We start from the raw sequence: 25,677 nt of genomic DNA, 5'->3' as shown, positions 1-25,677 counted from the left end.
GATCACTTACCTGCCTGCTGGTTGAGCACAGTCTTCACGCGAGCGATGTCACGCTTAACTTGCGAGAGCAGGTGAGACTGCCCCAACTGGCCAGTTGCTTTCTGCATACGCAGATTGAACTGGTCACGCAGCAGGCCGAGCAGTTGCTCGTTCAGCTGCTGTGCTGATTTTTCACGAAGTTCATTCGCTTTCATCACATCACCGTCCGCTTAACAAAGGAGGTGGCGAGTGGCAGCTTCGCAGCAGCCAGGGCAAAAGCCTCACGCGCCAGCTCTTCGGAAACACCCTCGATTTCGTAAAGGACTTTGCCTGGTTGAATCTGGCAAACCCAATACTCCACGCCGCCCTTACCTTTACCCATACGAACTTCGAGGGGCTTTTTGGTGACCGGCTTGTCGGGGAAAACACGAATCCAGATCTTGCCGCCACGCTTAACGTGACGAGTCAGAGCACGACGAGCGGACTCGATCTGACGAGCGGTGAGACGACCGCGAGCGACAGCTTTCAGCGCGAACTCGCCGAAGCTGACCTTGCTACCGCGCTGTGCCAGACCACGGTTGTGGCCTGTCATCTGCTTGCGGAACTTCGTACGCTTTGGTTGCAACATTTGGCGTACCCCTTACTTAGCAGCTTTTTTACGAGGCGCAGGTGCTTGTGGTTTCAGCTCTTCTTTGAGGCCACCGATGACCTCACCTTTGAAGATCCAAACCTTCACACCGATCACACCATAAGTGGTGTGAGCTTCGTAGATGGCATAGTCGATATCAGCACGCAGGGTGTGCAGTGGCACACGACCTTCGCGATACCATTCTGTACGGGCAATTTCAGCACCGCCAAGACGACCGCTCACCTGGATTTTGATGCCCTTGGCACCAATACGCATGGCGTTCTGTACGGCGCGCTTCATGGCGCGACGGAACATTACGCGGCGTTCCAGCTGCTGAGCTACGCTTTGCGCAACCAGCATACCGTCGAGCTCCGGCTTGCGGATCTCTTCGATGTTGATGTGCACAGGCACACCCATTTGCTTGGTCAGGTCCTGACGCAGCTTCTCAACATCTTCACCTTTCTTGCCGATCACGATGCCGGGACGAGCGGTGTGGATGGTGATGCGTGCGGTTTGTGCCGGACGATGGATATCGATACGGCTTACGGACGCGCTTTTTAGTTTGTCTTGGAGATACTCACGCACCTTCAGATCAGCGAACAAATAGTCCGCATAAGTCCGACCGTCTGCGTACCAGACGGAGGTGTGCTCCTTGACGATTCCCAGGCGTATGCCAGTGGGATGTACTTTCTGACCCATCTGATCGACTCCGTTACTTGTCCGCAACCTTGACAGTGATATGGCAAGACCGCTTGACGATGCGATCAGCGCGGCCTTTGGCACGCGGCATGATGCGCTTCAGCGAACGCCCTTCGTTGACGAAGACGGTGGAGACTTTGAGGTCATCAACGTCTGCGCCTTCGTTGTGCTCGGCGTTGGCTACAGCCGACTCCAGCACTTTCTTAATGATCTCGGCGGCTTTCTTACTGCTGAAAGCCAACAGGTTGAGCGCTTCGCCCACCTTCTTCCCGCGGATCTGGTCGGCGACCAAGCGGGCTTTCTGGGCGGAGATTCGAGCGCCCGACAACTTAGCGGCTACTTCCATTTCCTAACCCCTTAACGCTTGGCTTTCTTGTCAGCCACGTGCCCACGATAGGTACGGGTGCCGGCAAATTCGCCCAGTTTGTGACCGACCATGTCTTCGTTGATAACAACTGGGACATGTTGACGGCCGTTATGCACAGCAATGGTCAGACCGACCATTTGCGGCAGGATCATCGAACGACGCGACCAGGTTTTCACCGGCTTGCGATCGTTCTTTTCCACCGCCACTTCGATCTTCTTCAGTAGGTGAAGATCAATAAAAGGACCTTTTTTCAGAGAACGTGGCACTGTCGTATCCCTCTATTTACTTGCGACGACGGACGATCATTTTGTCGGTACGCTTATTACCACGAGTCTTCGCGCCCTTAGTCGGGAAGCCCCACGGCGATACCGGATGACGACCACCAGAGGTACGACCTTCACCACCACCATGCGGGTGATCGACCGGGTTCATGGCAACACCACGAACTGTCGGACGAACGCCACGCCAGCGCTTGGCACCAGCTTTACCCAGTGAACGCAGGCTGTGCTCGGAGTTCGAAACCTCACCCAGAGTTGCACGGCACTCAGAAAGAACCTTACGCATCTCGCCCGAACGCAGACGCAGAGTAACGTAGACGCCTTCACGCGCAACCAGCTGAGCCGAAGCACCAGCGGAACGAGCGATCTGAGCACCTTTACCCGGCTTCAGCTCAATACCGTGAACAGTGCTACCAACTGGAATGTTGCGCAGTTGCAGGCTGTTACCCGGTTTGATCGGAGCATGGCTACCAGCAATCAGCTGATCGCCAGCGCTCACGCCTTTCGGAGCGATGATGTAACGACGCTCACCATCTGCATACATCAGCAGAGCAATGTGCGCGGTACGGTTCGGGTCATATTCGATGCGCTCAACAGTGGCTGGAATGCCATCTTTGTCGTTGCGACGGAAATCGACCAAACGGTAATGCTGCTTGTGACCACCACCGATATGACGGGTAGTGATGCGACCGTTGTTGTTACGACCACCAGTTTTCGACTTCTTCTCGAGCAGCGGTGCGTACGGAGCGCCTTTGTGCAGCTCCTGGTTGACCACCTTGACCACAAAGCGGCGGCCCGGGGAAGTCGGTTTGCATTTAACAATTGCCATGATGCACCCCTTCCTTACTCAGCACTGCTGGCGAAATCGAGATCTTGGCCTGGCTGAAGGGAGATAACTGCCTTCTTCCAGTCGTTACGCTTGCCCACGCCGCGAGCGGTGCGCTTGCTCTTACCCAGAACATTCAGGGTAGTAACACGCTCAACTTTCACGCTGAACAGGCTTTCAACGGCCTTCTTGATTTCCAGCTTGGTTGCGTCAGTCGCAACCTTAAAAACGAATTGGCTTTTCTTATCAGCCAATACTGTGGCCTTCTCGGAGATGTGCGGGCCCAGCAGCACTTTAAATACGCGTTCCTGGTTCATCCCAGCAGCTCCTCGAATTTCTTCACGGCCGACACAGTGATCAACACTTTGTCGTACGCGATCAGGCTAACCGGATCGGAACCTTGCACATCACGTACATCTACGTGCGGCAGGTTACGGGCAGCCAGGTACAGGTTCTGATCAACGGCGTCGGACACGATCAATACGTCGGTCAGACCCATGCCATTCAGCTTGTCCAGCAGCACTTTGGTCTTCGGCGCATCAACTGCGAAGTCTTCAACGACGACCAGACGATCCGAACGCACCAGCTCAGCAAGGATGGAGCGCAATGCAGCGCGATACATCTTCTTGTTCAGCTTTTGCGAGTGATCCTGCGGACGAGCAGCGAAAGTGGTACCGCCGCCACGCCAGATTGGGCTACGGATAGTACCGGCACGTGCACGGCCAGTACCCTTCTGACGCCATGGGCGCTTACCGCCACCGGAAACGTCGGAACGGGTTTTCTGTTGCTTGCTACCTTGACGACCACCGGCCATGTAGGCCACAACTGCCTGGTGAACCAGGGTCTCGTTGTATTCGCCGCCAAAGGTGTGCTCGGAGACCTCGATCGCCTGAGCACCATTTACATTTAATTGCATGTCAGCTTCCCCTTAACCGCGAGCCTTGGCTGCCGGACGCACAACCACATCACCACCGGGAGCGCCAGGAACAGCACCTTTAACCAGCAGCAGATTGCGTTCAGCGTCGACGCGCACAACTTCGAGGGACTGCACGGTCACGCGCTCAGCGCCCATATGACCGGACATTTTCTTGCCCTTGAATACACGACCAGGAGTCTGGCACTGGCCGATAGAGCCCGGGACGCGGTGGGAGACGGAGTTACCGTGAGTGTTGTCTTGACCACGGAAATTCCAACGCTTGATGGTACCGGCAAAGCCTTTACCCTTGGACTGACCGGTGACATCCACCAGCTGACCAGCTTGGAAAATTTCAGCGTTGATCAGATCGCCAGCCTGGTAGGCACCATCTTCAAGACGGAACTCCCAAACACTGCGACCAGCAGCAACGTTAGCTTTAGCGAAATGACCTGCCTGAGCTTTAGTTACGCGGGAAGCACGACGCTCACCAACAGTAACCTGCACAGCGCGATAGCCATCGCTTTCTTCAGTTTTGAACTGAGTGACGCGATTCGGCTCGATCTCAATGACCGTAACCGGAATAGAGACACCATCTTCGGTAAAAATGCGGGTCATACCGCATTTACGACCGACTACACCAATAGTCATGTTGTAACCTCATGAGTGTACGGGGCTTTCACCCGCTATGGCCGCCCATTTCAGAGCGTTACACGACTAAAACCCCAAGGTTTTAGCCGAGGCTGATCTGCACTTCCACGCCAGCCGCAAGATCAAGCTTCATCAACGCATCAACGGTTTTATCCGTTGGCTGGACGATGTCCAGAACGCGCTTATGAGTGCGAATCTCGTACTGGTCGCGCGCGTCTTTGTTGACGTGCGGAGAAACCAGAACAGTGAAACGCTCCTTGCGAGTAGGCAGAGGAATCGGACCACGCACCTGAGCACCAGTACGTTTCGCGGTTTCCACGATTTCCTGGGTAGATTGATCGATCAGGCGATGATCAAAAGCCTTCAACCGAATACGTATTTGTTGATTTTGCATTTGACCTCAGACTCCAATTTGCCATTCCCATCGTGCGCAATACGCCCGATAAAAGGAGGCGCAATTGTACGGACGAGCTCTATGGGTGTCAATAAATGATCAACAAATAGGAAAGGCCCCCGAAGGGGCCTTTCCTACCAGCAGATCAACGATTACTCGACGATCTTGGCCACGACGCCAGCGCCGACGGTACGACCGCCTTCACGAATGGCGAAACGCAGACCTTCTTCCATTGCGATGGTTTTGATCAGGGTAACGGTCATTTGAACGTTATCACCTGGCATTACCATTTCAACGCCTTCCGGCAGTTCGCAGTTACCGGTCACGTCAGTGGTACGGAAGTAGAACTGTGGACGGTAGCCTTTGAAGAACGGAGTGTGACGACCGCCTTCTTCTTTGCTCAGCACGTACACTTCAGCGGTGAACTTGGTGTGCGGCTTAACCGAACCCGGCTTAACCAAAACCTGGCCACGCTCAACGTCTTCACGCTTGGTACCGCGCAACAGCACGCCGCAGTTCTCGCCAGCACGACCTTCGTCGAGCAGTTTGCGGAACATTTCAACACCAGTACAGGTGGTGGTGACGGTGTCTTTCAGGCCAACGATTTCGATCGACTCTTGGATCTTGATGATCCCGCGCTCGATACGGCCAGTTACCACGGTGCCACGACCGGAGATCGAGAATACGTCTTCGATTGGCATCAGGAACGGCTTGTCGATTGCACGAACCGGCTCAGGAATGTAGGTATCCAGAGTCTCAACCAGCTTCTTAACAGCGGTGGTACCCATTTCGTTATCGTCTTGACCGTTCAACGCCATCAGCGCGGAACCGATAATGATTGGAGTGTCATCGCCCGGGAAGTCGTAAGTGCTCAGCAGATCGCGCACTTCCATCTCAACCAGTTCCAGCAGCTCAGCGTCGTCAACCATGTCAGCCTTGTTCAGGAAGACAACGATGTACGGAACGCCTACCTGACGGGACAGCAGGATGTGCTCACGAGTTTGCGGCATCGGACCATCAGCGGCCGAGCAAACCAGGATAGCGCCGTCCATCTGCGCAGCACCGGTGATCATGTTTTTTACGTAGTCGGCGTGACCTGGGCAGTCAACGTGTGCGTAGTGACGCACGGCCGAATCGTATTCAACGTGAGCGGTGTTGATGGTGATACCACGAGCTTTTTCTTCTGGAGCGCTGTCGATCTTGTCGAAGTCAACGCGAGCCGAACCGAAAACCTCGGAGCAAACACGGGTCAGAGCAGCGGTCAGAGTGGTTTTACCGTGGTCAACGTGACCGATGGTGCCGACGTTGACGTGCGGTTTATTACGTTCAAATTTTTCTTTAGCCACGACAATTAACTCCTTGCCTAAAGGGGCTGAATCAGCCTTGTTTTTTGGTTACGGCTTCGACGATGTGCGACGGAGCAGTATTGTATTTTTTGAATTCCATAGAGTAGCTTGCGCGACCTTGAGACATGGAACGAACGTCGGTCGCATAACCGAACATCTCGCCCAACGGAACCTCAGCACGAATTACTTTGCCGGAAACCGTATCTTCCATACCCAGGATCATGCCGCGACGACGGTTAAGGTCGCCCATCACGTCACCCATATAGTCTTCAGGCGTAACAACCTCTACCGCCATGATCGGCTCAAGCAACTCACCACCGCCCTTCTGGGCCAGTTGCTTGGTTGCCATGGAAGCAGCCACCTTAAACGCCATCTCGTTCGAGTCGACGTCGTGGTAAGAACCATCAAACACGGTAGCCTTCAGGCCGATCAGCGGATAGCCGGCAACAACACCGTTCTTCATCTGCTCTTCGATACCCTTCTGGATAGCCGGGATGTATTCCTTAGGAACCACACCACCCACTACTTCGTTCACGAACTGCAGACCTTCCTGACCTTCGTCAGCAGGAGCAAAACGGATCCAGCAATGGCCGAACTGACCACGACCGCCGGACTGACGAACGAACTTGCCTTCGATTTCACAGTTCTTCGTGATGCGCTCACGATAGGAAACCTGAGGCTTACCGATGTTGGCTTCGACGTTGAACTCACGGCGCATCCGGTCAACCAGGATGTCCAGGTGCAGCTCGCCCATGCCGGAGATGATCGTTTGACCAGTCTCTTCATCAGTCTTGACGCGGAAAGACGGGTCTTCCTGAGCAAGTTTGCCCAGAGCGATACCCATTTTTTCCTGGTCATCTTTAGTCTTCGGCTCAACGGCAACCGAGATAACCGGCTCCGGGAAGTCCATACGAACCAAGATGATTGGCTTGTCAGCGTTGCACAAAGTTTCGCCAGTGGTGACGTCCTTCATGCCGATCAGGGCCGCGATGTCACCAGCGCGCACTTCCTTGATCTCTTCACGGGCGTTTGCGTGCATTTGCACCATACGACCCACGCGCTCTTTTTTACCTTTAACCGAGTTGATCACGCCGTCGCCGGAAGCCAACACGCCCGAGTAAACGCGGACAAAGGTCAAAGTACCCACGAATGGGTCGGTAGCGATCTTGAACGCCAGAGCCGAGAACGGCTCGTCATCGTTCGCATGACGCTCCATCTGCTTCTCCTCGTCATCCGGGTCAGTACCCTTGATGGCAGGAATGTCAGTTGGTGCAGGCAGGTAATCGATAACGGCGTCGAGAACCAGGGGAACACCCTTGTTCTTGAAAGAAGAACCGCAAACAGCCAGAACGATCTCACCAGCGATAGTACGCTGACGCAGAGCGGCCTTTATTTCCGCGTTAGTGAGCTCTTCACCTTCGAGGTACTTGTTCATCAGATCTTCGCTGGCTTCGGCCGCAGCCTCAACCATGTTGCTGCGCCACTCGGCAGCCAACTCTTGCAGCTCAGCCGGAATGGCTTCGCGACGCGGAGTCATACCCTTGTCGGCATCGTCCCAGTAAACCGCTTCCATGGCCATCAGATCGATCTGACCCTGGAAGTTGTCTTCAGAACCAATAGCCAACTGGATCGGCACCGGAGTGTGGCCCAGACGCTGCTTGATCTGACCGATCACGCGCAGGAAGTCAGCGCCAGCACGGTCCATTTTGTTCACGTAAACAATACGTGGAACGCCGTACTTGTTGGCTTGACGCCATACGGTTTCGGACTGCGGCTCAACACCCGAAGTACCACAGAACACCACGACCGCGCCGTCGAGAACACGCAGGGAACGCTCAACTTCAATTGTGAAGTCAACGTGGCCCGGGGTATCAATGACGTTAAAACGGTATTGGTCTTTGTGCTGCTTCTCGGAACCCTGCCAGAAGGCGGTAATAGCAGCAGAAGTAATGGTAATACCACGCTCCTGCTCCTGCACCATCCAGTCGGTGGTCGCGGCGCCGTCATGCACCTCGCCCATTTTGTGGCTTTTGCCGGTGTAAAAAAGGACGCGCTCGGTGGTGGTGGTTTTACCAGCATCCACGTGAGCCACGATACCAATGTTACGGTAGCGATTAATCGGTGTAGTACGAGCCATAAAGCCCTCGCAAATTTAGAAGCGCTGAAATTAGAAGCGGTAGTGCGAGAAAGCCTTGTTGGCTTCTGCCATGCGGTGCACGTCTTCACGCTTCTTAACTGCAGCACCTTTGCCTTCAGCAGCATCCAGCAGCTCGCCAGCCAAGCGCAGAGCCATAGATTTTTCGCCACGCTTACGGGCGTAATCTACCAACCAGCGCATTGCCAGAGCGTTACGACGGGACGGACGAACTTCGACCGGAACCTGGTAAGTAGCACCGCCTACACGGCGCGACTTCACTTCGACCAGCGGAGCGATGGCGTCGAGAGCTTTCTCGAAGATTTCCAGGGGATCGCTGTTCTTGCGTTCTTTAACTTTGTCCAAAGCACCATAAACAATACGCTCGGCAACGGCTTTCTTGCCGCTCTCCATCACGTGGTTCATGAACTTGGCGAGGATTTGGCTTCCGTATTTCGGATCGTCCAGAATCTCACGTTTTGCTGCTACACGACGTCTTGGCATGGATAAGCCCTCAAACGGTCTTCAGGTAGCCCGGAACACCAGCATGTGCTGAGCCCGACCTTACTCTTATCGACTTAAATAAATAGAATTCGGAATTACTTAGGACGCTTAGTACCGTATTTCGAACGGCTCTGATTACGACCTTTCACGCCGGAGGTATCCAGCGAGCCACGCACGGTGTGGTAACGAACACCTGGCAAGTCTTTTACACGACCGCCACGAATCAGTACGACGCTGTGCTCTTGCAGGTTGTGGCCTTCACCGCCGATGTACGAGGAAACCTCGAAACCGTTGGTCAAGCGCACACGACATACTTTACGCAGTGCCGAGTTAGGTTTTTTCGGCGTAGTGGTATACACGCGAGTGCACACACCACGGCGTTGCGGGCAGTTCTGCAGGGCAGGCACGTCGCTCTTATCGACGATGCGCTTGCGCGGCTGACGTACCAGCTGGTTGATAGTTGCCATCTACTAGCTCCACTGTTGTCTTTCGACATAAACAAAAATGACAGGACGCGAGCCCTGTCAAATTTAGGGGTACAAGAGTCTAAAGAGCTTCTTGCCCACCGTCAAGACAAGGCCCCGGACGAAGATCTCGTCCAGGGCCTCACTTTTCTCTTAGTTACCGCTCGAGTTCAGCGCCTCGGTCAGTGCTGCTTCGACCTCGCTGGCGCTGACGCGAACCGGTTTGTCGGCTTCACGACGACGCTTGCGCTCGGCGTGATAAGCCAGACCGGTACCGGCCGGGATCAAACGACCGACCACCACGTTCTCTTTCAGACCACGCAGGTAGTCGCGCTTGCCAGTTACAGCCGCCTCGGTCAGTACGCGAGTGGTTTCCTGGAAAGATGCCGCCGAGATGAACGACTCGGTGGACAGCGATGCCTTGGTGATACCGAGCAGAACGCGCTCGAACTTGGCGACGAACTTGTCTTCCGCAACCAGACGCTCGTTCTCCACCAGTACGTGAGTCAACTCCATCTGGTCGCCCTTGATGAAGGTGGAATCGCCAGACTCGGCAATCTCAACCTTACGCAGCATCTGACGCAGAATGGTCTCGATGTGCTTGTCGTTGATCTTCACGCCTTGCAGACGGTAAACGTCCTGGATCTCGTTAACGATGTACTTGGCCAGCGAACTGACGCCCAGCAAACGCAGGATGTCGTGCGGATCGCTTGGACCGTCGGAGATAACTTCGCCGCGGTTAACCTGCTCGCCTTCGAACACGTTCAGGTGACGCCACTTAGGAATCAGCTCTTCGTACGGCTCGCTGCCATCGGTAGGCGTAATAACCAAGCGGCGCTTGCCTTTGGTTTCCTTACCGAAAGCGATGGTGCCGCTGATTTCCGCCAGAATCGAAGCTTCCTTCGGACGACGGGCCTCAAACAGGTCAGCAACGCGTGGCAGACCACCGGTGATGTCGCGGGTCTTGGAGGTCTCTTGCGGGATACGGGCGATAACGTCACCCACGCCCACTTGCGCACCATCCGCTACACCGACGAGGGCGTTGGCAGGCAGGAAGTACTGGGCCGGTACATCGGTACCTGGCAGCAGCAAGTCCTTACCATCCACACCGACCATCTTCACAGCCGGGCGAATATCTTTGCCGGCGGCTGGACGGTCTTTGGCATCCAGAACTTCAATGTTGGTCAAACCGGTCAATTCGTCAGTCTGACGCTTGATCGTGATGCCTTCTTCCATGCCCACGTAGGTCACGGTACCTTTCATTTCGGTAACGATCGGGTGGGTGTGCGGGTCCCACTTGGCGACGATGGAACCAGCGTCAACCTTGTCGCCTTCCTTCACGGAAATCACGGCACCGTACGGCAGCTTGTAACGCTCGCGCTCACGACCGAAGTCGTCGGCGATGGCCAGCTCACCAGAGCGGGAAACCGCTACCAGGTTGCCATCCAAGCGCTCTACATGCTTCAGGTTGTGCAGGCGAACAGTACCGCCGTTCTTAACCTGAACACTGTCAGCTGCAGAGGTCCGGCTTGCCGCACCACCGATGTGGAAGGTACGCATGGTCAGCTGGGTACCCGGCTCACCAATCGACTGGGCCGCGATCACACCAACGGCTTCGCCGATGTTGATCTGGTGACCACGGGCCAGGTCGCGACCGTAGCACTTGGCGCAGATGCCGTAGCGGGTTTCGCAGCTGATCGGCGAACGCACGATCACTTCGTCGATGCTGTTCAGCTCGATGAATTCAACCCACTGCTCGTCAACCAAGGTGCCGGCCGGAACCAGAATTTCCTCGGTGCCTGGCTTGAGTACGTCACGGGCGATCACTCGACCCAGTACGCGCTCGCCCAGCGGCTCAACCACGTCACCGCCTTCAATGTGCGGCGTCATCAGCAGACCGTGCTCGGTACCGCAATCGATCGCGGTAACCACCAGATCCTGGGCAACGTCCACCAGACGGCGAGTCAGGTAACCGGAGTTCGCGGTTTTCAACGCGGTATCCGCCAGACCTTTACGCGCACCGTGCGTCGAGATGAAGTACTGCAGAACGCTCAGACCTTCGCGGAAGTTCGCGGTGATCGGCGTTTCGATGATCGAGCCGTCCGGCTTGGCCATCAGACCACGCATACCAGCGAGCTGACGGATCTGCGCAGCAGAACCCCGCGCACCGGAGTCGGCCATCATGTACATGGAGTTGAAGGACTCTTGGTCAACTTCAACGCCGTGACGGTCGATAACCTTCTCTTTCGAGAGGTTGGACATCATCGCCTTCGACACTTCGTCGTTGGCCTTGGACCACAAGTCGATCACCTTGTTGTACTTCTCGCCCTGGGTTACCAGGCCGGAGGCGTACTGGGTTTCGATCTCTTTAACTTCTTCGGTCGCGGCATCAATGATGCGCACTTTCTCGTCCGGAATAACGAAGTCATTCACACCGATGGAAACACCGGAGATGGTCGAGTAAGCGAAACCGGTGTACATCAGCTGGTCAGCGAAGATCACGGTGTCTTTCAAGCCACAAGTGCGGTAGCACTGGTTGATCAGCTTGGAGATCGCCTTTTTCTTCATCGGCAGGTTGACCACGTCATACGACAGGCCGGCCGGAACCACCTGGAACAGCAACGCGCGGCCGATAGTGGTATCGACGATGCGGGTGTTCTTGGTGATGCTGCCATCGCGGTCTTTGATGACCTCGTTGATGCGCACTTTAACCTTGGCGTGCAGCGCTGCTTCGCCGGCGCGGAATACGCGGTCGACTTCCTGCAGGTCGGCAAACACACGACCTTCGCCCTTGGCATTGATCGCTTCGCGGGTCATGTAATACAGACCCAGTACCACGTCCTGCGAAGGAACGATGATTGGTTCACCGTTGGCTGGCGAGAGGATGTTGTTGGTCGACATCATCAGCGCACGGGCTTCCAGCTGAGCTTCCAGTGTCAGCGGTACGTGCACAGCCATCTGGTCACCGTCGAAGTCGGCGTTGTACGCGGCGCAGACCAGCGGGTGCAGCTGGATGGCCTTACCTTCGATCAGAACCGGTTCAAACGCCTGGATGCCCAGACGGTGGAGGGTCGGTGCACGGTTAAGCATCACCGGGTGTTCGCGGATGACTTCAGCGAGAACGTCCCAAACCTCTGGCAGCTCGCGCTCAACCATCTTCTTGGCCGCTTTAATGGTGGTCGCCAGACCACGCATTTCCAGCTTGCCGAAAATGAACGGCTTGAACAGCTCAAGGGCCATCTTCTTCGGCAGACCGCACTGGTGCAGACGCAGGGTCGGGCCTACAGTAATTACCGAACGACCGGAGTAGTCCACGCGCTTACCGAGCAAGTTCTGACGGAAACGACCTTGCTTACCTTTGATCATGTCAGCCAGGGACTTCAGCGGACGCTTGTTCGAGCCAGTGATGGCGCGACCGCGACGGCCGTTGTCGAGCAAGGCGTCAACCGCTTCCTGCAACATGCGCTTTTCGTTGCGCACGATGATGTCCGGCGCGGACAGGTCGAGCAGGCGCTTCAAACGGTTGTTACGGTTGATCACCCGACGATACAGATCGTTCAGGTCGGAGGTGGCGAAACGGCCACCGTCCAGCGGAACCAGCGGACGCAGATCTGGCGGCAGAACCGGCAGAACGGTCAGCACCATCCACTCAGGCAGGTTGCCTGAACCGTGGAAGGCCTCCATCAATTTGAGGCGCTTGGACAGCTTCTTGATCTTGGTTTCCGAGTTGGTTTGCGGAATTTCTTCGCGCAGACGGCCAATCTCGTGCTCCAGGTCGATCGCGTGCAGCAGCTCGCGCACAGCCTCGGCACCCATGCGGGCGTCGAAGTCGTCACCAAACTCTTCGATGGCTTCGAAGTACTGCTCGTCGTTCAGCAACTGACCCTTCTCGAGGGTGGTCATGCCCGGATCGATCACGACGTAGCTCTCGAAATAGAGCACGCGCTCGATATCACGCAGGGTCATGTCCAGCAGCAGGCCGATACGGCTTGGCAGCGACTTGAGGAACCAGATGTGGGCAACCGGCGAAGCCAGCTCGATGTGCGCCATGCGCTCACGACGAACCTTGGCCAGGGCCACTTCAACGCCGCACTTCTCGCAAATTACGCCGCGATGCTTGAGGCGCTTGTACTTACCGCACAGGCACTCGTAGTCCTTAACCGGGCCAAAGATCTTGGCGCAGAACAGGCCATCACGCTCAGGCTTGAACGTACGGTAGTTGATGGTTTCCGGCTTTTTAACTTCACCGAAGGACCAGGAACGGATCATCTCAGGCGAGGCAAGAGAGATGCGAATGGCATCGAACTCTTCCACTTGACCCTGGTTTTTCAGCAAATTCAGTAGGTCTTTCAAGGCCTTTTCTCCTCACGGAACAGGGGACGGGCAAAACTGCCCGCCCCCGCTGCACGTCGCGTGTTATTCGGCTTCCAGTTCGATATCGATACCGAGCGAACGGATTTCTTTGATCAGCACGTTGAAGGACTCGGGCATGCCCGGCTCCATGCGGTGATCGCCATCCACGATGTTTTTGTACATCTTGGTACGGCCGTTCACATCGTCCGACTTCACGGTCAACATTTCCTGCAGGGTGTAGGCGGCGCCATAGGCTTCCAGCGCCCAGACTTCCATCTCCCCGAAACGCTGACCACCGAACTGCGCCTTACCACCCAGCGGCTGCTGGGTAACCAGGCTGTAAGAACCCGTCGAACGCGCGTGCATCTTGTCGTCGACCAAGTGGTTCAGTTTCAGCATGTACATGTAACCAACGGTCACTGGACGCTCAAACTGGTTACCGGTACGGCCGTCGAACAGCTTCATCTGGCCACTTTCCGGCAAGTCAGCCAGCTTCAGCATGGCCTTGACTTCGCTTTCCTTGGCGCCGTCGAACACTGGCGTTGCCATTGGCACGCCACCGCGCAGGTTCTTCGCCAGGTCGAGGATTTCCTGATCGCTCAGGTCCTCCAGGGTTTCCTGACGGCCACCGATCTCGTTGTAGATCTGGTGCAGGAACTTGCGCAGGTCAGCAACCTTGCGCTGCTCTTCGAGCATACGGTTGATCTTCTCGCCCAAGCCCTTGGCCGCAAGGCCCAGGTGGGTTTCGAGGATCTGACCAACGTTCATACGCGAAGGTACGCCCAACGGGTTAAGGACGATGTCGACCGGGGTGCCATTGGCATCGTGCGGCATGTCTTCAACCGGCATGATCACGGAGACCACACCCTTGTTACCGTGACGACCGGCCATCTTGTCGCCCGGCTGGATGCGGCGCTTGATGGCGAGGTAGACCTTGACGATCTTCAGTACGCCCGGTGCCAGGTCATCGCCCTGCTGCAGCTTGCGCTTCTTGTCTTCGAACTTGTCATCCAGCAGACGACGACGATCAACGATATAGGCCTGAGCCTTTTCCAGCTGCTCGTTGAGGGCATCTTCTGCCATGCGCAGTTTGAACCACTGACCACGCTCTAGGCCGTCGAGGAACGCGTCGTCAATCACGGCGCCTTTCTTCAGACCAGCACCGCCTTCGGCTTTCTGACCCACCAGGGCCGAACGCAGACGCTCGAAGGTTGCACCTTCAACGATGCGGAACTCTTCGTTCAGATCCTTACGGATCTCATCGAGCTGGCTCTTCTCGATCGACAGGGCACGCGAGTCACGCTCAACGCCGTCGCGAGTGAAGACCTGTACGTCAATTACGGTGCCTTTGGTACCGGTCGGTACGCGCAGGCCAGTGTCTTTAACGTCGCTGGCTTTTTCACCGAAGATGGCACGCAACAGCTTCTCTTCTGGAGTCAGTTGGGTCTCGCCTTTCGGCGTAACTTTACCGACCAGAATGTCGCCAGCGCCAACTTCAGCACCCACATAAACGATACCGGCTTCGTCCAGCTTGTTCAGCGCCGCTTCACCCACGTTCGGGATGTCGGCAGTGATTTCCTCTGGCCCCAGCTTGGTGTCACGGGCCACACAGGTCAGTTCCTGAATGTGGATCGTGGTGAAGCGATCTTCCTGAACAACACGCTCGGACAGGCAGATGGAGTCTTCGAAGTTGTAACCGTTCCAGGCCATGAACGCGATGCGCATGTTCTGACCCAGAGCCAGCTCACCCATGTCGGTGGACGGACCATCGGCCAGGATGTCGCTGCGCTCAACCTTGTCACCTTTGCTCACCAGCGGACGCTGGTTAATGCAGGTGTTTTGGTTGGAGCGGGTGTACTTGGTCAGGTTGTAGATGTCGACACCGGCTTCGCCAGTTTCAACTTCGTCGTCATTGACGCGAACTACAACACGGCTGGCATCAACAGAGTCGATCACACCGCCACGACGTGCCACGACGCAAACGCCGGAGTCACGCGCTACGTTGCGCTCCATGCCGGTACCTACCAGCGGCTTGTCAGCACGCAGGGTCGGTACAGCCTGACGCTGCATGTTCGAACCCATCAACGCACGGTTGGCGTCGTCGTGCTCGAGGAACGGGATCAACGAGGCGGCAACAGAAACAACCTGCTTCGGCGACACGTCCATCAGGGTCACGTCTTCTGGCGCCTTAACGGTGAACTCGTTGAGGTGACGCACGGCCACCAACTCGTCAACCAGCTCGCCTTTTTCGTTCATCAAGGCCGAAGCCTGAGCGATGACGTGGTCAGCTTCTTCAATCGCCGAGAGGAACACGATCTCGCTGGTGACCAGGGTGTCTTTCACCACACGGTACGGCGTCTCGAGGAAGCCATACTGGTTGGTGCGCGCATAAGCCGCCAGGGAGTTGATCAGACCGATGTTCGGACCTTCCGGCGTTTCAATCGGGCACACGCGACCGTAGTGAGTCGGGTGCACGTCGCGGACTTCAAAGCCTGCGCGCTCACGGGTCAGACCGCCCGGGCCGAGCGCAGAAACACGGCGCTTGTGGGTGATCTCGGAGAGCGGGTTGTTCTGGTCCATGAACTGCGAAAGCTGGCTGGAACCGAAGAACTCTTTCACCGCCGCCGCAACCGGCTTGGCGTTGATCAGGTCTTGCGGCATCAGGCCTTCGCTTTCGGCCATCGACAGACGCTCTTTGACTGCCCGCTCAACGCGGACCAGGCCAACGCGGAACTGGTTTTCAGCCATCTCGCCGACGCAACGTACGCGACGGTTGCCGAGGTGGTCGATGTCATCGACGATGCCTTTGCCGTTACGGATATCGACCAGGGTCTTGAGAACCTCGACGATATCTTCCTTGCACAGCACACCCGAACCTTCGATTTCGGTACGACCGATACGACGGTTGAACTTCATCCGGCCAACAGCCGACAGATCGTAGCGTTCTGGGCTGAAGAACAGGTTGTTGAACAGGGTTTCGGCGGCATCCTTGGTAGGTGGCTCGCCAGGACGCATCATCCGGTAAATCTCGACCAGTGCTTCCAGTTGGTTGCTGCTGGAGTCGATTTTCAGGGTGTCGGACACGAACGGACCGCAGTCGATGTCGTTGGTGTACAAGGTTTCGATGCGGACCACTTGCGAGCTGGCAATCTTGGCCAGCAGCTCGGTACCCAGTTCGGTGTTGCACTCGGCAATGATTTCGCCGGTGGCCGGGTGCACGATGGCCTTAGCCGTGGTGCGACCGATCACGTAGTCCAGCGGAACTTCCAGCTCTTTAATGCCGGCTTTTTCCAACTGGTTGATGTGGCGCGCGGTAATACGGCGGCCTTGCTCAACGATGACCTTGCCCTTGTCGTCTTTGATATCGAGAACGGCAATTTCACCGCGCAGACGCTGCGGCACCAACTCCAGGCTCAGGGTTTCGCCCTTGACGTGGAAAACGTTGGTGGCATAGAAGGCGTCGAGCACTTGCTCGGTGGTGTAACCGAGGGCGCGCAGCAGCACTGATGCTGGCAGCTTGCGGCGACGGTCGATACGCACGAACACGCAGTCTTTCGGGTCGAATTCGAAGTCCAGCCACGAACCGCGGTAAGGAATCACGCGAGCCGAGTACAGCAGTTTTCCAGAGCTATGGGTCTTGCCACGGTCGTGGTCGAAGAACACGCCAGGCGAACGGTGCAACTGGGAAACGATGACGCGCTCAGTACCGTTGATAACGAAGGTACCGTTCTCGGTCATCAGGGGAATTTCCCCCATGTAAACTTCTTGCTCTTTGATGTCCTTGATCGCTTTGTTCGACGATTCCTTATCGAAAATGATCAGGCGCACTTTTACCCGCAGCGGGACGGCAAACGTCACGCCACGCTGAACACACTCTTTGACATCAAAGGCCGGCTCGCCCAGGCGATAACCAACATATTCCAGGGCAGCATTGCCCGAATAGCTGCTAATCGGGAACACGGACTTGAAGGCCGCATGCAGACCGACGTCACGGAACTGATCTTTGGTTGCCCCTGCCTGCAAGAATTCGCGATACGAATCCAGCTGGATGGCCAGGAGATAGGGCACATCCATGACGTCCGGCAGCTTGCTAAAGTCCTTGCGGATACGTTTTTTCTCAGTATATGAGTAAGCCATCAGCGTTCCCCAGCTTGGTCACCTGCTTGTTTGGCCCCTCCCGACGGGAGCAGCCAGAAAATCTTGCAAACCCCTTGGTTTGCGCCACCGCATCGGGTGGTAGTACTTCAGTTAGAGGCGCTGGCTCGCAGCCAAACGCCCATAACGGAAAAAGGCCGGTGGCAAAAGCCACCAGCCATCAGCCTTACGCGAGTCGCGCAGGCTGTAGACGCAAAGTCTTCGCTTACTTGAGCTCGACTTTGGCGCCAGCTTCTTCCAGAGCCTTTTTAGCGGCTTCGGCTTCGTCTTTCGACACGCCTTCTTTAACCACGCCAGGAGCGCCGTCAACTACAGCCTTGGCTTCTTTCAGACCCAGACCGGTCAGTTCACGAACGGCCTTGATCACGTTTACTTTCTTCTCGCCGGCTTCAACCAGAACAACGTTGAACTCGGTTTGCTCTTCAACAACAGCGGCAGCAGCAGCTGGGCCAGCAGCGGCAACAGCAGCGGTCACGCCGAAGGTTTCTTCCATTGCTTTGATCAGCTCAACAACTTCCAGAACGGTTTTCTGGCCGATGGCTTCGATGATTTGTTCGTTAGTCAGAGACATGACTATAAATTCCTGTATTGGGGTGACAGCCTAGGCAGCTATCAAATTAAACATATGATGTTGAAAGTACTTTCGATGCCTTAGGCAGCGGCAGCTTCTTTCTGATCGCGAACGGCCGCCAGAGTACGAGCCAGCTTGCTGGTAGCGCCTTGAATCACGCTCATCAGTCGTGCAATAGCTTCGTCGCGAGTTGGCAGCGAAGCCAAAACGTCGATCTGGTTTGCTGCGAGGAACTTGCCCTCAAACGCAGCTGCCTTGATCTCGAACTTATCGTTACCTTTAGCGAACTCCTTGAACAGACGAGCAGCAGCGCCCGGGTGTTCGTTGGAGAATGCAATCAAGGTAGGGCCAGTGAAGGCGTCGTTGAGAACACTGTATTCAGTGTCAGCAACGGCACGCTTGAGCAGGGTGTTACGCACAACGCGCACGTACACACCAGCTTCACGAGCCTCTTTACGGAGTCCGGTCATAGCGCCTACCGTCACACCGCGGGCATCAGCCACAACAGCGGACAGGGCAGCTTTGGCAGCCTCGTTGACTTCAGCGACGATGGCCTTCTTGTCTTCGAGTTTAATTGCCACGGGTAAAACTCCTGCTTGTTACCGTTTCATCTGGCCGAAGCCGGATGTCGTTTTGGTGTCTGATTCGGTAAAGAACCGGGAGCACCATCTGCGTAGGCTTATGGTTTAAGGCTTGCGCCGCCTACGGTCTTGGATAGCCCCCGCCAGGCAGGGACCCCAATCTTGCGTGCGGATGAGGTCACCCTCACCCGCCTATTCATTTACAACAGCCGCTTACGCGTCGAGCGAAGCCTGGTCGATAACCAGACCTGGGCCCATGGTAGTGCTGATGCTTACGCGCTTAACGTAGATGCCCTTCGAAGTCGAAGGCTTCAGACGCTTCAGGTCAGCAATCAGTGCTTCCACGTTTTCTTTCAGCTTGCTGGCTTCAAAGCCAACTTTGCCGATCGAGGTGTGGATGATGCCGTTCTTGTCGGTGCGATAACGAACCTGACCAGCCTTGGCGTTTTTCACGGCAGTGGCGACGTCGGCAGTTACAGTACCCACTTTCGGGTTAGGCATCAGGCCGCGCGGGCCGAGGATCTGACCCAACTGACCCACTACACGCATTGCGTCCGGGGAGGCAATTACTACGTCGTAGTTCAGGTCGCCGGCTTTCATCTCAGCAGCCAATTCGTCCATACCAACTTTGTCAGCGCCAGCGGCCAGGGCAGCTTCAGCGCCTGGACCCTGGGTGAACACGGCAACGCGGACAGTCTTGCCAGTGCCGTTCGGCAGCACGGTAGCGCCACGAACAACCTGATCGGATTTACGCGGATCAACACCCAGGTTCACAGCAACATCGAACGACTCGGTGAACTTGACAGCAGACAACTCAGCCAGCAGCACAGCTGCTTCTTCAAAGTTGTAAGACTTGCCAGCAACTACTTTGGCCGCGATGGCCTTTTGGCGCTTAGTCAACTTAGCCATTACACACCCTCCACGTTCAGGCCCATGCTACGAGCGGAGCCGGCGATAGTGCGCACAGCGGCATCCATATCGGCAGCGGTCAGATCAGCGTTTTTGGTTTTCGCGATCTCTTCCAGCTGAGCACGAGTAACAGTGCCAACCTTAACGGTGTTCGGACGAGCCGAACCGCTGGTCAGGCCTGCAGCCTTCTTCAGCAGAACCGAAGCAGGGGTGCTTTTGGTTTCGAAAGTGAAGCTACGGTCGCTGTATACAGTGATGATGACCGGAGTTGGCAAGCCAGCCTCCATACCCTGGGTCCGGGCGTTGAACGCCTTACAGAACTCCATGATATTCACGCCGTGTTGACCCAGTGCAGGGCCCACGGGTGGCGAAGGGTTGGCCTGGCCAGCCTTCACTTGCAGCTTGATATAAGCATTAATCTTCTTAGCCATGAGCTACTCCAAATTCGGGTTCAAGCGCCTTACGGCTCCCCGGTTACTTACACGTTTATCCCAGTGACGAAAAAACCCCACAGCCTAAGGCTGCGGGGTCTAGGATGCTTTTAAGCTACGCCTTTTCGACCTGGCTGAATTCCAACTCAACGGGCGTCGAGCGACCAAAGATGAGAACAGCAACCTGCAGGCGGCTCTTCTCGTAATTGACCTCTTCAACCACACCATTAAAGTCAGCGAACGGACCATCAACGACCCGAACAACTTCACCCGGCTCAAACAACGTCTTCGGCTTCGGCTTGTCGCTACCATCAGCAACGCGACGCAGAATCGCCTCGGCTTCTTTATCTGTGATTGGCGCAGGCTTATCCGCAGTACCGCCGATAAAGCCCATCACCCGAGGCGTATCCTTGACCAAGTGCCAAGTACCCTCGTTCATATCCATCTGTACCAGCACATAGCCTGGAAAGAACTTGCGCTCGCTTTTGCGCTTCTGGCCATTACGCATTTCAACCACTTCTTCAGTGGGAACCAGAATTTCGCCAAAGCCGTCTTCCATGCCGGCCAGCTTCACACGCTCAATCAGTGAGCGCATTACATGCTTCTCGTAACCCGAGTAAGCATGCACAACGTACCAACGCTTAGCCACGGGACACCTTTTAACCAACAATCAACGAAACAAGCCAGCCAAGCAGGGAATCAAGACCCCACAACAGCAGCGCCATAACCAGAACCACGGCAACCACGATCAGCGTAGTCTGCGTGGTTTCTTGGCGCGTCGGCCAAACAACCTTACGGATTTCGATGCGCGCTTCTTTCACCAAGCCAAAGAACGCCTGACCTTTTGCCGTCTGCAAACCAACATAAGCAGCAACAACAGCAATAGCCAACAGCGCCAATACACGATAGATAATGGGCTCTGCGGCGTAGAACTGATTACCAACCACACCGACTACAATCAAAGCAGCAACAACAAGCCACTTCAAAAGGTCGTAACGTGATTCAACGGTTTCAGCCTTGGCATTCATTTGCAAGGATCCTGTAAAAGACACACCAGTTCATCCGAAGGAGAATCTGGCAGGTCAGGAGGGAATCGAACCCCCAACCTACGGTTTTGGAGACCGTCGCTCTGCCAATTGAGCTACTGACCTAAAAACAAAATCAGGCCGACCATTATGCCGGCCCGATGAGATTTGATCAATCGATTACTCGACGATCTTGGCCACGACGCCAGCGCCGACGGTACGACCGCCTTCACGAATGGCGAAACGCAGACCTTCTTCCATTGCGATGGTTTTGATCAGGGTAACGGTCATTTGAACGTTATCACCTGGCATTACCATTTCAACGCCTTCCGGCAGTTCGCAGTTACCGGTCACGTCAGTGGTACGGAAGTAGAACTGTGGACGGTAGCCTTTGAAGAACGGAGTGTGACGACCGCCCTCTTCTTTGCTCAGCACGTACACTTCAGCAGTGAACTTGGTGTGCGGCTTAACCGAACCTGGCTTAACCAGAACCTGGCCACGCTCAACGTCTTCACGCTTGGTACCGCGCAACAGCACGCCGCAGTTCTCGCCAGCACGACCTTCGTCGAGCAGTTTGCGGAACATTTCAACACCAGTACAGGTGGTGGTGACGGTGTCTTTCAGACCAACGATTTCGATCGACTCTTGGATCTTGATGATCCCGCGCTCGATACGACCAGTTACCACGGTGCCACGACCGGAGATCGAGAATACGTCTTCGATTGGCATCAGGAACGGCTTGTCGATTGCACGAACCGGCTCAGGAATGTAGGTATCCAGAGTCTCAACCAGCTTCTTAACAGCGGTGGTACCCATTTCGTTATCGTCTTGACCGTTCAACGCCATCAGCGCGGAACCGATAATGATTGGAGTGTCATCGCCTGGGAAGTCGTAAGTGCTCAGCAGATCGCGCACTTCCATCTCAACCAGTTCCAGCAGCTCAGCGTCGTCAACCATGTCAGCCTTGTTCAGGAAGACAACGATGTACGGAACGCCTACCTGACGGGACAGCAGGATGTGCTCACGAGTTTGCGGCATCGGACCATCAGCGGCCGAGCAAACCAGGATAGCGCCATCCATCTGCGCAGCACCGGTGATCATGTTTTTTACGTAGTCGGCGTGACCTGGGCAGTCAACGTGTGCGTAGTGACGCACGGCCGAATCGTATTCAACGTGAGCGGTGTTGATGGTGATACCACGAGCTTTTTCTTCTGGAGCGCTGTCGATCTTGTCGAAGTCAACGCGAGCCGAACCGAAAACCTCGGAGCAAACACGAGTCAGAGCAGCGGTCAGAGTGGTTTTACCGTGGTCAACGTGACCGATGGTGCCGACGTTGACGTGCGGTTTATTACGTTCAAATTTTTCTTTAGCCATTTTGACCGTCTCCCATCGAATCATCAAAGAATTGAGCAAATTACCGCCATTAAAATAAAGGCAGATATCTGCATATCTGCCTTTAAATAATGGAGCTCATGAGCGGATTCGAACCGCTGACCTCACCCTTACCAAGGGTGTGCTCTACCAACTGAGCTACATGAGCCAAACGCTTTTTTCAGAACATCAAACTTGGAGCGGGTGGCGGGAATCGAACCCGCATCATTAGCTTGGAAGGCTAAGGTTCTACCACTAAACTACACCCGCAGCCTGATACTGATACTAAATTTGGTGGAGGGGGAAGGATTCGAACCTTCGAAACTCGCGTGTCAGATTTACAGTCTGATCCCTTTGGCCACTCGGGAACCCCTCCAAAAGTGCCGGCATTCTCTTTGCTTGCCGACCCACTGTCAAGCTTTTCCTTTTAAAAACCTAAGGTTAGCTTCTATCGACAGCAACCTCATGACGCCGCTTTTGGCAGCTCTCCATGAAGCGGGCGCCATTCTATGCAAACTAGCCCGCCGATGCAACACCTTCGCATGGCATTAACTGGTGTTCCAGTCGCTCAAAGTTCCGCGCCAAGCTTTCAAGCAGCGCATCACTCGCCAAACGGCGACTTTCCGGGGCAATTCTCACCCAGTAAGCCCGGTGAGCTCGCGATAACTCGCGCAACATCGGCTCGTAACCCGCCTCACGTAAACGCTGCATTACACTTTCAGCAGAATCGCTGCGCGGAAAAATCCCCAAAGAAATGCCATTGGCCAGATCACCTTGACCAATAATGTAGCTATCGATTTTTCGCGCTTGCAACTCTTTCAACTGGCGCAAAGATGCCTGCCTAGAAGCCAATGGAACGAGATATACCCAGTAGTCGACCCCCGCAGCCGCATCAATTGAACGCACCCCAGACTGGATATCAAGACTCAAAAGCCGCTGCTCTAGCGCAAGAGCTTCAGCCTCCTGCTCAAAACTACCAAGATACAAACAAACCGCCTGACTGCTGACCACTTGAGCGCCTGACTCTACAGGTACCCTGGCGACATCAGCCTCACTCACCAGGCGAATATTCTGCCGTGCGCCCTGGTACAGCGAAAATGATTCAACCTCTTTTACCCGCAGAGGTGCTTGCTGCTGATGCCAGACGTAATAGAACAAATTCAAAACCAGCAGGAGCAGAAAAAACCAACGCATATACGACCTCAGGACTAGGGGCAAACTACCGCTAAACCAATGAAGACAAGGTCAGGTACAACCCTGGCAAATGGCACAACATCTTGAATCAAGGCCGAATCGCCTCCAGTCAAGAAAACTTCAAACTCCGCACCCAAGCACTCAGCAGCGACCGCTAATTGCGTACCAGCAAAGCCTCGCAGCATCAGAAGACTTCCACGCTCGACAGCATCCATGGTCGTACGACCCGGCTGGAATGACTGCTCTCTAAGGCCAACAACAGGATCCTCATAACGAATACGCTGAGTATGCGTTCGCAACAGCCCTCTCATTAGCGGCAGCCCCGGGCATATATATCCACCCAAGTGCTGCCCCGCTGCATCCACGTAGTCCGCCGTTATCGCAGTCCCAAGATCCAACACTAGACATGGGCCGCGCGCCAACTGATACGCACCAATGATTGCAAGCCAACGATCCATGCCTAGACGCTGGTAGTCTGCATAACCGTTATGCACACCCGCCTCACAAAGGGCCGGCTTCGCCAAACAGCATCTCAAACTGAACGCACGCTCTATGGCTGCAATCAGCAGGGCTGTCTCTTCATCGCTGCGCACACTAACAAGCCTGCAACGCCGCAAGGAAAGAGCTGACTGCCCCTGAAGCTCAACGAGCAACTCATCAACGCTTGCAACCACCCCAGCAGACAGAACATCGCCAACGCCGGAATTAAGAACTCGCCATTTAATTAACGTATTTCCACAGTCCAGCTCAAGAATCATCACGCAGCCTCAAGCTGATTTCGCCCCCGCTAAAAACTTGTTCCACACCCTCAACAAGCAAACGCAAAGCGCCACAACTATCCACACCAAGCACATCACCCGTGACGTCACGCTGAGCGGTAGACAAAGAAACGCGGCGATTCTGCCACAAGTGCACAGACTCCCACTCGGCCCTTAGCCCTGCAAACCCCTCCTGGCGATGACGCAGCAGAATTTTCTGCAGCTCAACACTTAACGCAGCAACTAACGAATTGCGATTAACGACCGCACCAAGCTCGTTAACTAGCGATGTCCAGGGCTGATCAATACCCAGATTATCGAGGCGCATATTAACGTTAATGCCGACCCCTATTACGACGTGACAGACATCAGCAGGATCCCCGATGAGCTCAAGTAAAATGCCGCCAATTTTACTCCCGCCCACCAACACATCATTCGGCCATTTAAGACCTGACTGATTTAAACCAACGCTTTGAAGTGCCCGCAGAACCGCAAGCCCAACAACAAGACTTAAACCGTCAAGATGCCGAGCGCCGCCATCAATGCGCCAAGCGAGGCTGAAGTACAGATTTTGCCCATAGGGACTAACCCACGTACGACCTCGACGGCCACGCCCCTGCAACTGCTGCTCTGCAAGCACCAGAAACGGCGCAGTGACTCCAGCATCCAAAAGCCGTAACGCCTCAGCATTTGTCGAGTCAGTTTGCTCATGCAAGAAAATGGGCCAAACAAGCCCCTCGACAGTTAGCGCCTCAGCATTTAAAACACTGAGAGCAGACTCAAGACGATAACCACGACCGCGAACGCTGTGAACAGGCAAGCCCAAATCAGTCCGGAGATGCTGCAACTGTTTCCAAACCGCACTTCGGCTCACGCCCAGCGCTGCACCTAGCGCTTGGCCTGAATGAAATTTTCCATCCTGCAACAGTGTCAGCAAAGTTCGCATTATGAATGCACCAGGTTATAGAGGCGGCATGATAGCGGCGCGACCGTATCCCGACCAGCCGACGGTGAATAACTTTTCATCGCGCAAAGACAAACCCCCGACCATCTTACGATGATCAGGGGTTTGGTGTAGAAGCTTGACGATGACCTACTCTCACATGGGGAAACCCCACACTACCATCGGCGATGAATCGTTTCACT

The 25,677-nt window shown here is 55.3% G+C and carries 26 protein-coding genes and 4 tRNA genes; all 30 read right to left on the bottom strand.

Translation table 11 applies throughout. From position 1 onward, the window contains the following. Positions 1–2: 2 nt before the first annotated feature. On the bottom strand, positions 3–194 hold the full coding sequence (rpmC, locus tag AC56DI_RS05490) for a 50S ribosomal protein L29 (RefSeq protein WP_002555481.1): 192 nt from the start codon (positions 192–194) through the stop codon (positions 3–5). After that, the gene (gene rplP, locus AC56DI_RS05485) at positions 194–607 is read right to left on the bottom strand and encodes a 50S ribosomal protein L16 (RefSeq protein ID WP_324518786.1); all 414 of its coding nucleotides are present in this window, start codon (positions 605–607) and stop codon (positions 194–196) included. Before rplP ends, rpmC begins: the two co-directional genes overlap by 1 nt. A 12-nt stretch (positions 608–619) precedes the next feature. Next, on the bottom strand, positions 620–1,306 hold the full coding sequence (rpsC, locus tag AC56DI_RS05480) for a 30S ribosomal protein S3 (protein WP_324518787.1): 687 nt from the start codon (positions 1,304–1,306) through the stop codon (positions 620–622). Between the two features lie 13 nt (positions 1,307–1,319). Beyond that, positions 1,320–1,652: a 50S ribosomal protein L22 gene (gene rplV, locus AC56DI_RS05475; RefSeq protein WP_003210077.1), complete on the bottom strand. Its 333-nt coding sequence runs from the start codon at positions 1,650–1,652 to the stop codon at positions 1,320–1,322. Positions 1,653–1,663: 11 nt separating this feature from the next. Next, a complete protein-coding gene (gene rpsS, locus AC56DI_RS05470; RefSeq protein ID WP_324518788.1) occupies positions 1,664–1,939 on the bottom strand; it encodes a 30S ribosomal protein S19 in 276 nt (91 codons plus the stop codon). Between the two features lie 16 nt (positions 1,940–1,955). Then, positions 1,956–2,780: a 50S ribosomal protein L2 gene (rplB, locus tag AC56DI_RS05465; RefSeq protein WP_324518789.1), complete on the bottom strand. Its 825-nt coding sequence runs from the start codon at positions 2,778–2,780 to the stop codon at positions 1,956–1,958. 14 nt (positions 2,781–2,794) lie between these two features. Continuing rightward, positions 2,795–3,094, bottom strand: coding sequence for a 50S ribosomal protein L23 (gene rplW, locus AC56DI_RS05460; protein ID WP_324518790.1), 300 nt, complete (start codon positions 3,092–3,094; stop codon positions 2,795–2,797). Further along, entirely contained in the window at positions 3,091–3,693 is a 603-nt protein-coding gene (gene rplD, locus AC56DI_RS05455) for a 50S ribosomal protein L4 (protein ID WP_324518791.1), read from the bottom strand. The genes rplW and rplD overlap by 4 nt, the downstream gene beginning before the upstream one ends. 12 nt (positions 3,694–3,705) lie before the next feature. After that, complete coding sequence (rplC, locus tag AC56DI_RS05450; protein WP_496345275.1) at positions 3,706–4,341, bottom strand: 50S ribosomal protein L3; 636 nt, start codon at positions 4,339–4,341, stop codon at positions 3,706–3,708. 82 nt (positions 4,342–4,423) lie between these two features. Next, positions 4,424–4,735: a 30S ribosomal protein S10 gene (gene rpsJ, locus AC56DI_RS05445; RefSeq protein ID WP_003186070.1), complete on the bottom strand. Its 312-nt coding sequence runs from the start codon at positions 4,733–4,735 to the stop codon at positions 4,424–4,426. A 152-nt stretch (positions 4,736–4,887) separates the two neighbouring features. Further along, the gene (gene tuf / locus AC56DI_RS05440; protein ID WP_324518793.1) at positions 4,888–6,081 is read right to left on the bottom strand and encodes an elongation factor Tu; all 1,194 of its coding nucleotides are present in this window, start codon (positions 6,079–6,081) and stop codon (positions 4,888–4,890) included. A 31-nt stretch (positions 6,082–6,112) separates the two neighbouring features. Then, a complete protein-coding gene (gene fusA / locus AC56DI_RS05435; protein ID WP_496345274.1) occupies positions 6,113–8,218 on the bottom strand; it encodes an elongation factor G in 2,106 nt (701 codons plus the stop codon). 30 nt (positions 8,219–8,248) lie between these two features. After that, positions 8,249–8,719 carry a 30S ribosomal protein S7 gene (gene rpsG / locus AC56DI_RS05430; RefSeq protein WP_008089143.1) on the bottom strand — a complete coding sequence of 157 codons (471 nt, stop codon included), beginning with the start codon at positions 8,717–8,719 and terminating at the stop codon, positions 8,249–8,251. Between the two features lie 95 nt (positions 8,720–8,814). Continuing rightward, positions 8,815–9,186, bottom strand: coding sequence for a 30S ribosomal protein S12 (rpsL, locus tag AC56DI_RS05425; RefSeq protein WP_324518795.1), 372 nt, complete (start codon positions 9,184–9,186; stop codon positions 8,815–8,817). 150 nt (positions 9,187–9,336) lie between these two features. After that, positions 9,337–13,536, bottom strand: coding sequence for a DNA-directed RNA polymerase subunit beta' (rpoC, locus tag AC56DI_RS05420; protein WP_496345273.1), 4,200 nt, complete (start codon positions 13,534–13,536; stop codon positions 9,337–9,339). A gap of 63 nt (positions 13,537–13,599) precedes the next feature. Then, positions 13,600–17,673, bottom strand: a complete 4,074-nt coding sequence (rpoB, locus tag AC56DI_RS05415; protein WP_496345272.1) for a DNA-directed RNA polymerase subunit beta — start codon at positions 17,671–17,673, stop codon at positions 13,600–13,602. 223 nt (positions 17,674–17,896) lie between these two features. Beyond that, on the bottom strand, positions 17,897–18,262 hold the full coding sequence (gene rplL, locus AC56DI_RS05410) for a 50S ribosomal protein L7/L12 (protein WP_324518798.1): 366 nt from the start codon (positions 18,260–18,262) through the stop codon (positions 17,897–17,899). 80 nt (positions 18,263–18,342) lie between these two features. Further along, positions 18,343–18,843, bottom strand: coding sequence for a 50S ribosomal protein L10 (gene rplJ / locus AC56DI_RS05405; protein WP_324518799.1), 501 nt, complete (start codon positions 18,841–18,843; stop codon positions 18,343–18,345). Positions 18,844–19,056: 213 nt separating this feature from the next. After that, on the bottom strand, positions 19,057–19,752 hold the full coding sequence (rplA, locus tag AC56DI_RS05400; RefSeq protein WP_324518800.1) for a 50S ribosomal protein L1: 696 nt from the start codon (positions 19,750–19,752) through the stop codon (positions 19,057–19,059). Then, positions 19,752–20,183, bottom strand: coding sequence for a 50S ribosomal protein L11 (gene rplK / locus AC56DI_RS05395; protein WP_324518801.1), 432 nt, complete (start codon positions 20,181–20,183; stop codon positions 19,752–19,754). The genes rplA and rplK overlap by 1 nt, the downstream gene beginning before the upstream one ends. 115 nt (positions 20,184–20,298) lie before the next feature. Next, positions 20,299–20,832 carry a transcription termination/antitermination protein NusG gene (nusG, locus tag AC56DI_RS05390; protein ID WP_324518802.1) on the bottom strand — a complete coding sequence of 178 codons (534 nt, stop codon included), beginning with the start codon at positions 20,830–20,832 and terminating at the stop codon, positions 20,299–20,301. Between the two features lie 10 nt (positions 20,833–20,842). Next, positions 20,843–21,211: a preprotein translocase subunit SecE gene (gene secE, locus AC56DI_RS05385; RefSeq protein ID WP_324518803.1), complete on the bottom strand. Its 369-nt coding sequence runs from the start codon at positions 21,209–21,211 to the stop codon at positions 20,843–20,845. Between the two features lie 47 nt (positions 21,212–21,258). Beyond that, positions 21,259–21,334, bottom strand: a tRNA-Trp gene (locus tag AC56DI_RS05380). Between the two features lie 54 nt (positions 21,335–21,388). Then, a complete protein-coding gene (gene tuf, locus AC56DI_RS05375) occupies positions 21,389–22,582 on the bottom strand; it encodes an elongation factor Tu (protein ID WP_324518793.1) in 1,194 nt (397 codons plus the stop codon). A 90-nt stretch (positions 22,583–22,672) separates the two neighbouring features. Continuing rightward, positions 22,673–22,748: transfer RNA gene (locus tag AC56DI_RS05370), tRNA-Thr, on the bottom strand. Positions 22,749–22,775: 27 nt separating this feature from the next. Next, a tRNA-Gly gene (locus tag AC56DI_RS05365) sits at positions 22,776–22,849 on the bottom strand. Between the two features lie 22 nt (positions 22,850–22,871). Then, positions 22,872–22,955, bottom strand: a tRNA-Tyr gene (locus AC56DI_RS05360). A 140-nt stretch (positions 22,956–23,095) separates the two neighbouring features. Continuing rightward, positions 23,096–23,773 (bottom strand): SPOR domain-containing protein, encoded by a 678-nt coding sequence (locus tag AC56DI_RS05355; RefSeq protein WP_496345271.1) that lies wholly within the window; start codon positions 23,771–23,773, stop codon positions 23,096–23,098. Positions 23,774–23,787: 14 nt separating this feature from the next. Then, positions 23,788–24,531 (bottom strand): type III pantothenate kinase, encoded by a 744-nt coding sequence (locus tag AC56DI_RS05350; protein WP_496345270.1) that lies wholly within the window; start codon positions 24,529–24,531, stop codon positions 23,788–23,790. Further along, positions 24,521–25,477, bottom strand: a complete 957-nt coding sequence (gene birA, locus AC56DI_RS05345) for a bifunctional biotin--[acetyl-CoA-carboxylase] ligase/biotin operon repressor BirA (RefSeq protein ID WP_496345269.1) — start codon at positions 25,475–25,477, stop codon at positions 24,521–24,523. Before birA ends, AC56DI_RS05350 begins: the two co-directional genes overlap by 11 nt. Positions 25,478–25,677: the final 200 nt, after the last annotated feature.

The sequence above is a fragment of the Pseudomonas sp. BGA-UO-ETr-WB11 genome (assembly GCF_059567785.1).
This window is presented reverse-complemented; position numbering and strand designations above follow the sequence as displayed.